A 13,961-nucleotide genomic window follows, 5' to 3' on the forward strand; every position below is an offset into this window, starting at 1 on the left:
AGCAGGACAGTCGGCGCGAACCATACCATAATGCCGCCGATTCCATTCGTCAGGAGCCGTCATGTCCAGCCCCGCCCCCGTCAAACTGTCCGGCCCCTCGGTGGAGCCCGCCTCGGGCGGTCCCGCCGCCCAGCTGGTGATCCTGCTGCACGGCGTGGGTGTCGATGGTTCGGACCTGATCGAGCTGGCGCCGTTCTTCGCCTCCATCCTGCCCGACGCCGCCTTCGTGGCCCCCGACGCGCCCTTCGCCTTCGACATGGCCCCCTTCGGCCGCCAGTGGTTCAGCCTGGCCGACCGCTCCATCCCCGCCATCTCGGCCGGGGTGCGGGCCACCGCCCCCATTCTCGACGCCTATATCGACGAGCAGATCGCCCTGTGGGGGGTGCAGCCATCGGATGTGGCGCTGATCGGCTTCAGCCAGGGCACCATGATGGCGCTGCATGTGGGCTTGCGCCGCGCCGCTGCTCCGGCGGCGATCATCGGCTTCTCCGGCGCCCTGGTCGATCCCGATTGCCTGCCCAAGGAGATCACCGCCCGGCCCCGCACCCTGCTGATCCACGGCGCGGCCGACGAGGTGGTCAACCCCAATTGCCTGCAGGCCGCCGAACAGGCTTTGGCCGCCGTGGGGGTGCCGGTGCTGACCGAGCTGCGCCCCGGCCTGGGCCACGGCATCGACGGACCCGGCGCAGAGATGGCCATGGGCTTCCTGGGCCAGGTGTTCGGCATTAGCGATTGAAGCCAAACCGCGACGAGCCTTGATCGGCACGGTTTGGTTAGGCCCAAGGGGCCGCGCCGCTTATGCGGCGGAAGCCAAGCGGGCGAATGCCCGCGCCCGGCGACTGAGGACGGGCAACACGTCACCCAACCATCACGAAGAGGGGTATGGAACAACAATAGCGAATACTATATTTTGTGAACGTCTTCCGTGGAAAGGGAGAGGGGTTTGGTCGCATTCGACAGCCATCCTGCCCTGGTGCTGAACGCCGACTTCCGGCCGCTCAGCTACTTCCCCCTGTCCCTGTGGTCCTGGCAGGACGCAATCAAGGCGGTGGTTTCCGATCGCGTGGCGGTGGTGTCCGAATACGACCGTGTCATCCACTCTCCCAGCCAGTCCCTGCGCCTGCCCAGCGTCATCGCGCTGAAGGAATTCATCCCCGCCTCGCGCAAGCCGGCCTTCACCCGCTTCAACGTCTTCCTTCGGGACCGCTTCTCCTGCCAGTATTGCGGCGAGTGGTTCCCCACCCACGATCTCACCTTCGACCACGTTCTGCCGCGCTCAAAGGGCGGGCGGACCACCTGGGACAACGTGGTCACCGCCTGCGCGCCCTGCAACCTGATGAAGGGCGACCGTCTGCTGTTCGAGGTGGGCATGGCCCTGCTCAGCCGCCCCGGCCAGCCCTCGACCTGGCAGCTGCAGGAAAACGGCCGGGCCTTTCCGCCCAACTACCTGCACGAAAGCTGGCGCGACTTCCTCTATTGGGACAGCGAGCTGGAGCCTTTCTAGGGGCTGTCATCTTGCTTCAATCGGCGGGCGGACCTGCGCTCTCCCGCCTCCCCTCTCCCGTTGGCGGGAGAGGGTCGAGGCAAGGGCGCTTCACGCCGCCTTGTCGAACAAATCGTAGAGGCGGCTTTCCTCACGCTCCACCCGCGCCTTGAACAGGCCCAGGATCTCGCGCGTCGCCGCGACGAAGGCGGCGGGGTCGCGGCCGATGGCCAGCGGGCCGGCCCAGGCCTTCTTGTAGGCGTCGAAACGCTGGGACAGGCTGCCCATCTCCGCCTGGAACTCGGCGGCGGTGCGGCGCAGCGCCGCGTCGGCATGGGCGGCGCATTTCGGGTACAGCGTGTTGTCCTCGATGGCCAGATGGATGGAGAACTTGCCGAACAGGTCGAGCACCACCTTGGACACCGCCGCCGGGTCCTCGGCGATGCGGGCCGGCACCAGCATGGGCTCCAGACGGCCGACGATCTCACGCAGGCCATCATGATGTTTACGGAAACTGTCGGTCTTTCTCATGGCGGGATTCCTTCGCTTCAAGCAACTGAGGCGATAATACCCAACCAATCAGCTATGGTACTTGACGGCGGTCAAGCGTGGCGGAAAAGCCGGATCACCGCCGCCCGAACAGCTTCTCGATATCGGCCAGACTGAGGGAAACGTGGGTGGGCCGCCCGTGGTTGCATTGGCCTGACAGCGGCGTGGCCTCCATGCGGCGCAGCAAGGCGTTCATCTCGGGAACCGAGAGTCGGCGCCCCGCCCGCACCGAGCCGTGGCAGGCCATGGTGGCACAGATGTGGAGCAACCGCTCCTCCAGCGCGGTGGCCGCGCCCCATTCGGCCAGTTCGTCGGCCAGATCGCGCACCAGCCCCTGGACGTCGCCGTCCCCCAGCAGGGCGGGGATTTCGCGCACCACCACGGCGCCGGAACCGAAGGGCTCGATCCCCAGGCCCAGGCGGGCCAACTCGTCGGCGCGCTCGGCGATGCGGGCGGCCCCGGCCTCGCCCAGATCCACCACCTCGGGCAGCAGCAGGCCCTGGCGGGCCACCTTGCCGTCCTCGAGGCCCAGCTTCAGGCGCTCGAACACCAGACGCTCGTGGGCGGCGTGCTGGTCGACGATCACCAGCCCCTGGGCGGTCTCGGCGACGATATAGGTGTCGTGCAGTTGGGCCTTGGCGGCGCCTAAGGGGTAATCGGCGGCGCTCTCTTCCGCCTCGTCCGCACGGGCGGCGGGAGCGGCGGGCGGCAGGTCCAGGCCCAGAACCTGCTCGGCCAGCCCGATGGGAGCCTGGGCATTGATGCCTGCGCGGACCAAGGGCAGCGAGGGTCGTGGCGGCGGATAATGGCCGAAGGCGGGCGGCGCGGCGCCGCTGCTTCCCAGCGCCCCCAGCGCCACGCCGGTGAGCGTCGAGCTGGCCCGGTGGCCGGCTCCGGCCAAAGCGTGGCGGATGGCCCCGACGATCAGGCCGCGCACCAGCCCGGAATCGCGGAAGCGCACCTCGGCCTTGGCGGGATGGACGTTGACGTCCACCTGATCGGGGTCCAGTTCCAGGAACAGGGCCACCACCGGATGGCGGTCGCGGGCCAGCACGTCCTGATAGGCGCCCCGCACCGCGCCGATCACCAGCCGGTCCTTGACGGGCCGTCCGTTGACGAACAGGTACTGGGCGGCGGAGGTGGCGCGGTTGTAGGTGGGCAGCCCGGCCCAGCCGGTCAGCCGCACCCCGTCGCGCTCGGAATCCAGCGCCAGGGCGTTGGGCTCGAACTCGCGCCCCACCACTTGGGCGATGCGGGCCAGCCGGGCGGCGGCCGGCTCGCCGCGTTTGGCCGCCAGGTCCAGTACCTTGCGCCCGCCGTCGGACAGCGAGAAGGCGATACCGGGATGCGCCATGCCGAGGCGCTCGATCACGTCGGCTGCGTGGGTCAGCTCGGTGCGCGCCGCCTTGAGAAATTTCAGCCGCGCCGGGGTGGCGTAGAACAGGTCGCGCACCTCGATGCGGGTGCCATGGGGATGGGCGGCGGGAACCGGCTCGCCCTTCGCCCCGCCTTCCACCGACAGACTCCAGGCGGACTCGGCGCCTTTGGGCCGGCTGGTCAGCGTCAGGCGCGCCACCGAGCCGATGGAGGGCAGCGCCTCGCCGCGGAACCCTAGGAACTTGACCCGCACCAGATCGTCGTCGGGAAGCTTGGAGGTGGCGTGGCGCTCCACCGCCAGCATCATCTCGTCGGGGCCCATGCCGCACCCGTCGTCGGCCACCGCGATCAGCGCCTGGCCGCCCTCGGCCAGGGTGACGTCGATGCGGGTGGCCCCGGCATCGATGGAATTCTCCACCAGCTCCTTGACGGCGGAAGCGGGACGCTCGACCACCTCGCCGGCGGCGATCTGGTTGACCAGGGTGGGGGGAAGAAGACGGATGGGCATGGGGCCAGTTTAGCCGCCCCGCTACCCCACCGCCACCCTGTTGCGGCCCGAGCGCTTGGCGGCGTAGAGCGCCATGTCGGCGCGCGACAGCATGGCGTCGATGGTGGAATCGCCCTCCAGCCGCTCGGCCAGGCCGATGCTGGCGGTGAAGACGACGTCTCCCTGGTCGGTGGGAATCTTGATGGCGGCGATGGCCAGGCGCAGGCGCTCGGCCACCAGCAGGGCGCCATCCTGGTCGGTCTCGGTCAGCACGATGGCGAATTCCTCGCCGCCCATGCGGCCCAGCACGTCCTCGTGGCGGATTTCATGGGCGCAGGTGGCGGCCAGCGCCTTGATGGCGATGTCGCCCACCGGATGACCGAAGGTGTCGTTGATGCGCTTGAAGTGGTCGATGTCGAGCATCAGGGCCACCATGGGGCGCTGGTGACGGCGCGCCCGATCCAGCTCGGCCCCGGCCAGCTCCATGAAATGGCGGCGGTTGAAGGCGCCGGTCAGCACGTCGGTGGTGGCCAGGCGGCGCAGTTCGGCCTCCATGCGCTTCCTGTCGGTGATGTCGAGCATCACGCCGATCACGCCTTCGGCCTTGTGGTCGCGGCCCTGCCAGACGGTCTTGCTGACCACCACGTCCAGCTTCTCGCCCAGGCGGACGTTGAGGCGGGCCTCGAACTGGACGCGGCGCTGCTCCTTCAGGGCCTCCACATCGGCCCGTCCCGAGGCGGCGGCGAAATCGGGATTGACCGTCGCATCCATGGTCCGGCCGATCCATTCGGTGGAATCGATGCCGTGCAGCTCGCGGAAGGCGCCGTTATAGCCGAGATAACGGCCCTCGGTGTCCTTCCACCACAGGGGGTTGGGCACCGCCTCCAGCAGGCTTTCCACGAAGGTGCGGGCTTCGACGGCGCGCGAGCGCTCTTCGGCCAGTTCGCGGGTGCGGGCCACCACCTGCTGCTCCAGGGTATCGTTCATGTGGCGCAGCGCCGCCACCGCCCGGATCTGACCGGTGATGTCGCGGGCCTCGACCATATATTCCGGGGCCGCGCCCCGCGACGGCAATCGGGTGGCCTTGATCTGGGCGTCGAACACCGAGCCGTCCAGGCGGGCGAGGCGCATGGGCATGATGCCGCCCTCGTCCAACAGGGCGGACAAATCGGCGGCGACGATCTCGCGGTATTCCCCGGCGAAGATCTCCGAAACCGGATGGCCGACGAACTGGCTGGCGTCGACGCCGCCCAGCACGCGGGTTCCGGTGGCGTTGATGTAGCCGATGCGCCCGCCGTGGCACAGCAGCACCAGATGCATGGACCGCTCCACCAGCGCCTGGAAGCGGTCCTCGCTGTGCCGTGCCGTGCGCGCCAGATGCCCCTGGTGGGAAATGTCGCGGGCGGTCACCACCGCGTGGGCGGGGCCCAATTCACGGGCGGGATGGATCTGCAACTCGGCTTCGAAGGCGGTGCCGTCCAGGCGGAGGATCTTGATGGGAAAGGCGGAATCCTCGATCTCCTTCAGGTGCAGAAGATCGTCGATCACCCCGGCATAGTCGCCGCCCACCATGTCCCGGAAGGCATGGCCCACCACCGCCTCGCCATCCCCGGCCCCCAGCATGGAGATGCCGGCGCTGTTGACGTCGATCACCACCCCCTCGGCGCACAGGCAGACGAGGTCGCGCGACACTTCCAGAACCGTCATGAAATTGGCGCCGAAGCGCGGCCCCTTACGCCGCCGTTCGGCCGGCGTCTCCACCCGTCCCATGCTGCCCATCCGTGGTCCGCCCCATCCCAGGGTGCCAAACTCAAGTATCAATTATGCCTATACCGGTTCGGATGCCCCAATACCAGTCCAAATACCGCCCACCTCCATGCGCTGAAATTCTATTGAATGATTGATCAATATTACCGCATTGAGCGGACGGCCTTGATGAGATTCGCCGTCGAGCAATCATGGGTGCCGGGTGTACTGCCCGAGGACAGTTCCGGCAGGATGGCCTTGGCCAGCACCTTGCCCAGTTCCACCCCCCACTGGTCGAAGCTCGGCACGTCCCAGATCACGCCCTGGACGAACACCTTGTGCTCGTAGAGCGCGATCAGCATGCCCAGCGTGAAGGGGTCCAGCCGGGGGTATAGAAGCATGTTGCTGGGCCGGTTGCCGGGAAACACCCGGTGGGGCAGCTGGAAGGCGATCTCGGCGTCGTTCATGCCGGCCTTTTCCAGCTCGGCGCGGGCCTCGGCCTCGGTCTTGCCCTTCATCAGGGCTTCCGCCTGGGCCAGAACGTTGGACAGCAGCAGCAGGTGATGCTCGCCCAGCGGGTTATGGCTGTTGGCGGCGGCCAGGAAGTCGCAGGGGATCAGGCGGGTGCCCTGGTGGATCAGCTGGTAGAAGGCGTGCTGGCCATTGGTGCCGGGCTCGCCGAACACGATGGGGCCGGTGCCCCAGGCGACGCGGGCTCCGTCGAGGGCGGTGCCCTTGCCGTTGCTTTCCATGTCCAACTGCTGGAGATAGGCCGGCAGCCGGTGCAGATACTGGTCGTAGGGCAGCACGGCATAGGCGTCGGCGCCCAGGAAGTTGGCGTTCCAGATGCCGATCAGGGCCAGGATCACCGGCAGGTTGGACTCCAGCGGCGCGGTCTGGAAATGGCGGTCCATGGCGTGGCCGCCGTCCAGCAGACGCTCGAAATGGTCGAAGCCCACCGCCACGGCGATGGACAGGCCGATGGCCGACCACAGGGAATAGCGCCCGCCGACCCAATCCCAGAACTCGAACATGTTGGCGGTGTCGATGCCGAACCCGGCCACCGCCTTGGCGTTGGTGGACAGCGCCACGAAATGGCTGGGAATGGCCGCCTCGCCCAGCTTTTCGGTCAGCCAGGCGCGGCAGGTCCGGGCGTTGGCGATGGTCTCCTGGGTGGTGAAGGTCTTCGACGCCACGATGAACAGGGTGGTTTCCGGATCGCAGAGCTTCAGCACCTCGGCGGCGTGGCTGCCGTCCACGTTGGAGATGAAGCGCACCGCCAGCCCGTCCTTCTGGTAGGGCTTCAGCGCCTCGGTGACCATCACCGGCCCCAGGTCGGAACCGCCGATGCCGATATTGACCACGCTATGGATGGGCTTGCCGGTGGCACCCTTCCACTCGCCCGACCGCACCCGGCCACTGAAATCCTTCATGCGGGCCAGCACGGAATCCACCTCGGGCATCACGTCGCATCCGTCCACCATGACCGGCTGGCCGGACCGGTTGCGCAGCGCGGTGTGCAGCACGGCGCGGCGCTCGGTGGCGTTGATCCTGCCGCCCTGGAACATGGAATCGCGGGCCCGGGACAGCCCGGCCTGTTGCGCCAGACGGACCAGGGCGGCCATCACGGACGCATCGATGCGGTTCTTGGAATAATCCAGCAGCAGATCGCCCAGGCGGGCGGAAAAGCGGTCGAAGCGGCCGGGATCCTCGGCGAACATGTCGCGCATGGGGCGCCGGCCGGTGGTGGAGGCCAGGGCCTCCAGTTCCGTCCAGGCGGGAAGCGTCGTCGGATGTGCCATGAGGGTCCCCCCGGTATTGCCGTGGGAGAATCCTACCCTACCAGACGAAGAAGAACACCCCCCACATGCCGATCTGGGCGAAGGCCCCGGCCAGACCCAGCGGCCAGGCGGCCAGGCGGCGGCCAAGGGAAACGGCCGGCAGGGACCGCCACAGCAGCAGGGCGCTCCAGGCCAGTCCTGCCGCCAGCACCCCGGCGCGGGCGTCGGGGACCCAGGCGAGAAAGACGCCCTCGGCGGTGAGCTGGGTGAGCGTCATGGCCGACAGGCCGACGATCAGTCCGGCGGCTCCGGCCGGCACCAGCGCGTAGCCCAGCCGCCAAAGCAGTTCGGGCCGGCCCAGCACCCGGGCGCTCAGCCCCAGCCCGGCCAGCCCGATGGCACCGAACAGCAGCGCCGCGCCGCCCATGTAGGCCAGGATGCAGAAGCCGTCCAGCAGGGTGAAGACCTCGCCGGTCTCGTCGGAATTGGTCAAGAGCCACCAGGGCAGAGTCCCGGTCATGGGGAACAGGACGTCGTGCTCCACCAGGATTTTGGCCAGTCCCTGCTTGAGCGCGATGAACACCGGCGAGGCCGACCACTGGAAGGCCCCGCTGGCCACCCCCATCACCCCGAACAGCAGCAGGACGATGTCCCAGGCCGAGACCTCGCGGGCGGGAAGGGCGGCGATCTCCGACCCCGGCAGGCGCGGCGCCAGTTCCACCGCGCCCCGGTGGCCCGAGCAACGGCCGCAATTATGGCACGAGCCGCCGCCGGTCATGGCGCGCACGTCCACCAGGGTGGCGCAATCCACCGCATGGGTGCGCGGCGCCGCCTTCCAGGCCTCGGCATCGACGCGGAAATGGACGGGCGCCAGGCGCGACAGCAGCGAGAACACGCCCGAGGCCGGGCAGAGATAGCGGCACCACACCCGCTTTCCCCGCCCATAGACCAGGCCGATGCCCAGCGCCATCACCGTCGAGACGCCGAGAATCAGCAGCGCCGCCTTGGGATATTCATAGACGGTGATCATCTGGCCGTAGACCGTGGTGCAGACGAAAGCCACGAACGGCCAGCCCTTCCAGCGCAGCCAGGCGGGAATGGCGCGGCCCAGCCCATGGCGGCTCACCCATTCGGTCATGGGGCCCTCGGGGCAGAACAGGCCGCACCAGGCGCGGCCCATCACCACCATGCTGACCATGACGAACGGCCACCACACCCCCCAGAAAGCGAACTGGGCGAACAGCACCAGATCGTCCCAGATATGCCTGGAATCGTCGGGCACCGGCAGGAAGGCCGGCAATGTCACCAGGACCAGATAGATGACCACCATCAGCCATTGCACCGCCTGGATCAGCCGGGAATGGCGGGCCAGGAAATGGCCGAGGACGGCCAGGGGGGTCGGGCGGACGGGCGTCAGGCTGTTCATTCGGTCCTCAAAGGCGAAACCATGCCCGGCTGTCGGCACCGGGCATGGTTGTTGTTGATAATACAAGTGAGATGCATTCGCATCACTTAATACGTCAACTGCCCTCTCAGCCCCAAGGCATAGGCGACCTCGCCCGAGGGATTGCCGCCGGGATGGCGGATGATCTGGACGTCGGGGGTCAGGTCGAAGCGGGGCATGACGCGGTAGCGGTAGTAAAGCTCCGCCGTCTGCTCGAAGGACGTCGCCTTGTACCCCACATCCGGCGTGCCGTCGTTGTCGAGATCCAGGGTGGACGACTTGTCGCGGTAGGTCTTGGACACGTGGTTGGCCACCAGGCCCAGACCCAGGCCATCGGCGCCGCGGCCCCAGTACGAACCGTTGACCTCGCCGCCGGCGCTGACGCTCTGGTCGAAGCGCGTCTTGCCCTTCAGCTGATAGCCGTAGCGGCCGAACAGGGTGACGTAATCGTCCACCTTCTGGTCCACGGACAGGCCGAGTCCGGCATGGCGGCCCCGCTTGTTGTCGAAGTCGGTGGCGCGGTCGTTGGTCCAGCCGTAGACGCGGTAGGTGCCTTCCAGACCGCCGAAGAAGCGCTGGGTGGTCTCCGCCTGAACAATGCGGAAGGGGAACTCGTTGGAGCCCTGGAATGACGCGCCGGTCCCCGTCTCGAAGACGCCGGCCTGCACCTTCCACTTGTCGGCGTCGTTGACATAGGCCATGCGCAGGCCGGGCGAAAAGCCGAAGGGATCCACCCCAACGTCGCCGCCGGCATCCAGCAGGGCGTTGTGGACCAGGGCGGAATTCATGAAATACACGGTCTCGTCGTTGGCCACGGCGTTCTTGTCGAAGAAGCCGAAGGGATCCATCTTGCCGGCGGTGATCTCCATGTGATGCTTGGCGGTCTTCAGGTCGCCGCCGAACGGCACGTCGAGCTGGTACCAGGCCTCCACCAGGCCGATGGCCGCGTCGGTGTTGTCGGCGCCGGAGCGCTGGAAGGCCGTGCCGTTGACCGAGGCCATGGAGTTGCTGACCGTGCCCAGGCCACGCCCCTGGCCCATGCGCAGATGGGTGAAGATGGTGCCCTTGGAATTGCCGACATTGCCGCCGGGAATGGTCAGGGTCACGTCGCCGCGCCAGTTGAGCTGGCCGTCCTTTTCCTGGGACTGGCCGATCAGATTCTGGCCCACCACGGTCATGCCGGCGCCCACCTTGATGCCGCCCAGCACGTCGACGACCTTCGAGCCCTTCTTGTAGGAGAGGATCTCGTTCTCGGCGGCCTTGACGCGGGCCGCCACCTCGGGCTCGTTCTCGCTGATGGTATCCTGGGCCATGGCTTTTTCCATGGCGGCGTTATGGCTCTCCAGCTTCTCGATACGCTGCTCGGTGTCGGCGGCGGCGGTCTTCTTGCGTTCCAGTTCCTCGACGCGGTTGGCCAGGCGCCTGATCTCGGCCAGCAGTTCGGCGGTGGACGGGTCCTTGGCCGGGGCGGCCCAGGCCGGGGCGGCGGCGATCAATCCGATCGCGGCCGCCGTGGCAAGGAAACGGCTGTTCATCAGTAGCCGCCCTTCTTGCCGACACCGGCGAAGACGAATTCATAATCCAGGGTGAAGGCGGGGAACCACGGGCGCACGCCGGTGGCGCGGTCGGTGTGGCGGCCGTAATGCTTGCCCGAGGCGTTCTCCGGGGCGTTGGGAGGCAGGATGGTGTACTTCACCTTGTACTTGCCCGGGCCCTTCAGCTTGATGTTGTCGCCGTAATGGGGGCCGTCATTGGCCACCATGGGCATCATGTCGCCCTTGATCACCTCGCCGGAATCCACCTTGGTCAGCTCGTACTTGACCAGCAGGTAGGGAATCCACGCGCCCTCGGGATAGCCGTTGGGATTGCCCTGCAGGGCCTTGATGTCGGCCTCGATGTGGATGTCCGACTGCTCGGGCTGCAGCATCATGCCGTCGGGCTCCATGCGCACGGCCTGAAGGTAGACGGCGCCGATCTCCATGCCGTAGCGGGTCTCGGGAGCGCCGATGGGGTACTCCACCGCCAGGGCCGGGGCGGAAGCGGCGGACAATCCCGCCAGGACGGCGAGGGCGGGAAGGAAGGTCTGGCGTTTGATCATGGGGGGCCTCTGCGCGAATGGGAATGCGACTGCAAGTGACTCGCAATTGCTTTTGGTTAAGGCCTCTCGCCCTATTCTGTCAACACCCATAATTTTCCCCGGAGTTATGCGCGTCGCCGGCGAGGCCCGGAGAACGCTTGGGATTACCCCGTGAAATCAGGGCCTTGCCCATCAGCGGGAAATTCCCTCAATCCAATTCTGGACAAAGCCTTAGGACTTGCGTATGAGAATGCGAGTCGGTCGCAAACTTAAGAGGCCCTCCATGCCTGCGCTCCTGCGAATCATTCTCCCCATCCTGCTTGTCTCCCTATGGAGTCCGCTCGCCGGGGCGGCCGACGAGGTCGTGGTCAAGCTGACCATCAAGGATCACCGCTTCATCCCGGAGCGGCTGGAAATTCCCGCCAGGACCAAGGTGATCCTGCTGGTCCGCAACGAGGACGCGGAGCCCGAGGAATTCGAGTGCCTGCCCCTTCGCCGCGAGAAGATCGTCTTTCCCGGCACCGAGGTCCGCGTGGTGCTGGGCAAGGTGGATGCCGGCGAATACCCCTTCTTCGGCGAGTACCACGAGGCCACCGCCAAAGGGGTGATCATCGCCCGGTAAAGACCCTAATACGGATGAGCCTTGGCAATTTCCCGGCATTGGGCGCTCTAATATCCACTCACCTCATGTGGGTATTCTGCGGAAATTGAGGAGGCGGCCATGGAAGATTTTTCCAAGAACCTGCTGATCGCAGCCTTGCCCGGCGGCAGCTACTGGCTTCTCGGCCTGCTGCTGCTTTAGTCACGGTGGCCTTCCCTCTCCCGCCGTGTCAGGATTTGCCGGCGCGGCCGGGAGATGAGGATATGAGGGACGACGTCGAGATCGTGGCGGGATGGCAGCCGGGCGCCATCGGCGACATCGTCGCCATGCAGTCGCGCTATTATGCGCTCCACTGGAATTTCGGCCCCTATTTCGAGGCCAAGGTGGCCACCGAGCTGGCCGCCTTCGTCCGCGACCGCCACCGCTTCGCCAGCCAGCTGTGGTGCGCCGTGGACAACCGCGAGCGGATGATCGGATCGGTGGCCATCGACGGCGCCAAGGGGCCCGAAGCCGGTGCCCATCTGCGCTGGTTCATGGTCGATCCCAACCGCCAGGGCATGGGGGCGGGCTCGCGCCTTTTGGATTGCGCCCTGGAATTCTGCCGCGAGAAGGGCTTCGCCTCGGTCTACTTATGGACCTTCGCCGGCCTGCATGCGGCGCGGCGGCTGTACGAGGCGCGCGGCTTCGTCCTCACCCAGGAGCTGACCGGCGAAACCTGGGGCAAGCCGGTGACCGAACAGTGCTTCCAGCTGGATCTGGCGGGATGAGCCCTTGCGTCGGCCAAAACTTGCCCCAATAGTGCGGCCATGAGTCTGTTCCGCTCCATCGCCACGGTCGGCGGTTTCACCATGCTGTCGCGCGTCACCGGCCTGGCGCGCGAGATGATGATCGCCCATTTCCTCGGCGCCGGGGCGGTGGCCGACGCCTTCTTCGTCGCCTTCCGCTTTCCCAACCTGTTCCGCTCGCTGTTCGCCGAAGGGGCGTTCAACGCCGCCTTCGTGCCGCTGTTCACCGGCAAGATGGCCACGGAAGGGACCGAGGAGGCGCGCCGCTTCGCCGAGCAGGCCTTCTCGGTCATGGCCCTGGTGCTCACCCTGTTCGTGGCGGTGATGGAGCTGTCCATGCCCTGGGCGGTCTACGGCCTGGCCCCGGGCTTCGACGCGGTGCCGGGCAAGATGGCGCTGGCGGTGGAATTCTCGCGCATCTGCTTTCCCTATCTGCTGTTCATCTCGCTGGTCAGCCTGCAGGCCGGAGTCCTGAACTCCATGGGCCGCTTCGCGGCGGCCGCCGCCACGCCGGTGCTCTTGAACCTCACCTCCATGGCCGGGCTGTGGTTCCTGGTGCCCTATTCCGAGACCGCCGGCCACGCCATGGCCTGGGGCACCTTCGCCGCCGGCGTGGTGCAGTTCGTCTGGCTATCGCGCGCGGCGCGGCGCGTCGGCATGGGATTGGGGCTCACCCGCCCCCGCCTGACGCCCGAGGTCGGGCTGCTGTTCAAGCGCATCGTGCCCGGCGCGGTGGGGGCCGGGGTGTACCAGGTCAATCTGGTGATCAACACCATGATCGCATCGACCGTGGCCGACGGCGCGGTCAGCTACCTCAACTACGCCGACCGGGTGAACCAGTTGCCGCTGGGGGTGGTGGGCATCGCCATCGGCACCGCCCTGCTCCCCACCCTGTCGCGCCAGCTGAAGGCGGGCGAGGCCGAGGCGGCGCGCACCAGCCAGAACCGCGCCATGGAACTGGGCCTCGCCCTGACTCTCCCGGCGGCGGTCGCCCTGATGGTCATCGCCGCGCCGGTGATCCGGGTGCTGTTCGAGCGGGGCTCCTTCGGCCCCCACGAGACCGAGGCGACGGCAAGCGCCCTGGTGGCCTTCGCCATCGGCCTTCCCGCCTATGTGCTGGTCAAGGTGCTGGTGCCCGGCTTCTTCGCCCGCGAGGACACGTCCACGCCGGTGCGGGTGGCGGGCGTGGCCATGGTGCTCAACGTCGTCCTCAACCTCGCCATGGCCAAGCCCCTGGGCCATGTGGGCATGGCGCTGGCCACCGCCGTCGCCGCCTGGGCCAATGTGGCCATCCTGGCCGTGCTGCTGGCCCGGCGCGGCTATTTCACCCTGGACGATCGCCTGAAGTCCAAGGCGCCGCGCATCATCGCCGCCTGCGCCGTGATGGGGGGCGTGTTGTGGAGCGGTAAATGGGCACTGTGGCCCCTGGCCCAGGGCCAGCTGATGGCGGTCGCCATCCTGGCCGGCCTGGTGGTCCTGGGCGCCCTGGCCTTCCTGGCCGCCGCCCAGGTGCTGGGCGCGCTGAGTCTCGGCGAAATCCGGGGGATGATGCGGCGGAAGAAGGGTTGAATTGGGCCGGGCGAGGAGTATACCTCTCCCCCTGATCATCGCTCGAACGGAGTCCAAACCCG

Annotated in this window: 12 protein-coding genes; 5 read left to right on the forward strand and 7 right to left on the reverse strand. The window is 67.4% G+C overall.

Annotated features, from left to right (window positions below):
• The first annotated feature begins 61 nt into the window (after positions 1-61).
• Entirely contained in the window at positions 62-736 is a 675-nt protein-coding gene (locus WV31_RS11790) for an alpha/beta hydrolase (protein WP_085373741.1), read from the forward strand.
• Between the two features lie 207 nt (positions 737-943).
• Positions 944-1,504: an HNH endonuclease gene (locus tag WV31_RS11795; protein WP_085373742.1), complete on the forward strand. Its 561-nt coding sequence runs from the start codon at positions 944-946 to the stop codon at positions 1,502-1,504.
• A gap of 90 nt (positions 1,505-1,594) precedes the next feature.
• Here the strand turns inward: WV31_RS11795 and WV31_RS11800 are convergent, their stop codons facing one another.
• The 7 genes from WV31_RS11800 to WV31_RS11830 form a co-directional block, all read right to left on the reverse strand.
• Complete coding sequence (locus tag WV31_RS11800; protein ID WP_085373743.1) at positions 1,595-2,014, reverse strand: hemerythrin domain-containing protein; 420 nt, start codon at positions 2,012-2,014, stop codon at positions 1,595-1,597.
• A gap of 94 nt (positions 2,015-2,108) precedes the next feature.
• On the reverse strand, positions 2,109-3,917 hold the full coding sequence (gene mutL, locus WV31_RS11805) for a DNA mismatch repair endonuclease MutL (RefSeq protein WP_085373744.1): 1,809 nt from the start codon (positions 3,915-3,917) through the stop codon (positions 2,109-2,111).
• A gap of 21 nt (positions 3,918-3,938) precedes the next feature.
• Positions 3,939-5,666 (reverse strand): sensor domain-containing diguanylate cyclase, encoded by a 1,728-nt coding sequence (locus WV31_RS11810; protein WP_168185930.1) that lies wholly within the window; start codon positions 5,664-5,666, stop codon positions 3,939-3,941.
• Positions 5,667-5,806: 140 nt separating this feature from the next.
• Positions 5,807-7,444: a glucose-6-phosphate isomerase gene (gene pgi / locus WV31_RS11815; RefSeq protein ID WP_085373746.1), complete on the reverse strand. Its 1,638-nt coding sequence runs from the start codon at positions 7,442-7,444 to the stop codon at positions 5,807-5,809.
• Positions 7,445-7,481: 37 nt separating this feature from the next.
• Positions 7,482-8,849, reverse strand: coding sequence for a 4Fe-4S binding protein (locus WV31_RS11820; RefSeq protein ID WP_085373747.1), 1,368 nt, complete (start codon positions 8,847-8,849; stop codon positions 7,482-7,484).
• Positions 8,850-8,935: 86 nt separating this feature from the next.
• Positions 8,936-10,402, reverse strand: coding sequence for a carbohydrate porin (locus tag WV31_RS11825; protein ID WP_085373748.1), 1,467 nt, complete (start codon positions 10,400-10,402; stop codon positions 8,936-8,938).
• Complete coding sequence (locus WV31_RS11830; protein ID WP_085373749.1) at positions 10,402-10,965, reverse strand: iron transporter; 564 nt, start codon at positions 10,963-10,965, stop codon at positions 10,402-10,404. The genes WV31_RS11825 and WV31_RS11830 overlap by 1 nt, the downstream gene beginning before the upstream one ends.
• Positions 10,966-11,227: 262 nt before the next feature.
• Here WV31_RS11830 and WV31_RS11835 point away from each other — a divergent pair, with 262 nt between their 5' ends.
• The 3 genes from WV31_RS11835 (at position 11,228) to murJ (ending at position 13,899) form a co-directional block, all read left to right on the forward strand.
• Positions 11,228-11,566, forward strand: coding sequence for a cupredoxin domain-containing protein (locus tag WV31_RS11835; RefSeq protein ID WP_085373750.1), 339 nt, complete (start codon positions 11,228-11,230; stop codon positions 11,564-11,566).
• Positions 11,567-11,808: 242 nt separating this feature from the next.
• Complete coding sequence (locus WV31_RS11840; protein ID WP_085373751.1) at positions 11,809-12,312, forward strand: GNAT family N-acetyltransferase; 504 nt, start codon at positions 11,809-11,811, stop codon at positions 12,310-12,312.
• 39 nt (positions 12,313-12,351) lie between these two features.
• Complete coding sequence (murJ, locus tag WV31_RS11845; RefSeq protein ID WP_085373752.1) at positions 12,352-13,899, forward strand: murein biosynthesis integral membrane protein MurJ; 1,548 nt, start codon at positions 12,352-12,354, stop codon at positions 13,897-13,899.
• The last annotated feature ends 62 nt before the right edge of the window (positions 13,900-13,961 follow it).

The organism is Magnetospirillum sp. ME-1, from assembly GCF_002105535.1.
Classification (GTDB): domain Bacteria; phylum Pseudomonadota; class Alphaproteobacteria; order Rhodospirillales; family Magnetospirillaceae; genus Phaeospirillum.

What these genes read in the sequence shown, in the direction of transcription:
- mutL (WP_085373744.1), bottom strand. Translation starts at nt 3,917, where the DNA reads ATGCCCATCCGTCTTCTTCCCCCCACCCTGGTCAACCAGATCGCCGCC.
- WV31_RS11830 (WP_085373749.1), bottom strand. Translation starts at nt 10,965, where the DNA reads ATGATCAAACGCCAGACCTTCCTTCCCGCCCTCGCCGTCCTGGCGGGA.
- WV31_RS11790 (WP_085373741.1), top strand. Translation starts at nt 62, where the DNA reads ATGTCCAGCCCCGCCCCCGTCAAACTGTCCGGCCCCTCGGTGGAGCCC.
- murJ (WP_085373752.1), top strand. Translation starts at nt 12,352, where the DNA reads ATGAGTCTGTTCCGCTCCATCGCCACGGTCGGCGGTTTCACCATGCTG.
- WV31_RS11835 (WP_085373750.1), top strand. Translation starts at nt 11,228, where the DNA reads ATGCCTGCGCTCCTGCGAATCATTCTCCCCATCCTGCTTGTCTCCCTA.
- WV31_RS11800 (WP_085373743.1), bottom strand. Translation starts at nt 2,014, where the DNA reads ATGAGAAAGACCGACAGTTTCCGTAAACATCATGATGGCCTGCGTGAG.
- WV31_RS11825 (WP_085373748.1), bottom strand. Translation starts at nt 10,402, where the DNA reads ATGAACAGCCGTTTCCTTGCCACGGCGGCCGCGATCGGATTGATCGCC.
- WV31_RS11810 (WP_168185930.1), bottom strand. Translation starts at nt 5,666, where the DNA reads ATGGGACGGGTGGAGACGCCGGCCGAACGGCGGCGTAAGGGGCCGCGC.
- WV31_RS11840 (WP_085373751.1), top strand. Translation starts at nt 11,809, where the DNA reads ATGAGGGACGACGTCGAGATCGTGGCGGGATGGCAGCCGGGCGCCATC.
- pgi (WP_085373746.1), bottom strand. Translation starts at nt 7,444, where the DNA reads ATGGCACATCCGACGACGCTTCCCGCCTGGACGGAACTGGAGGCCCTG.
- WV31_RS11820 (WP_085373747.1), bottom strand. Translation starts at nt 8,849, where the DNA reads ATGAACAGCCTGACGCCCGTCCGCCCGACCCCCCTGGCCGTCCTCGGC.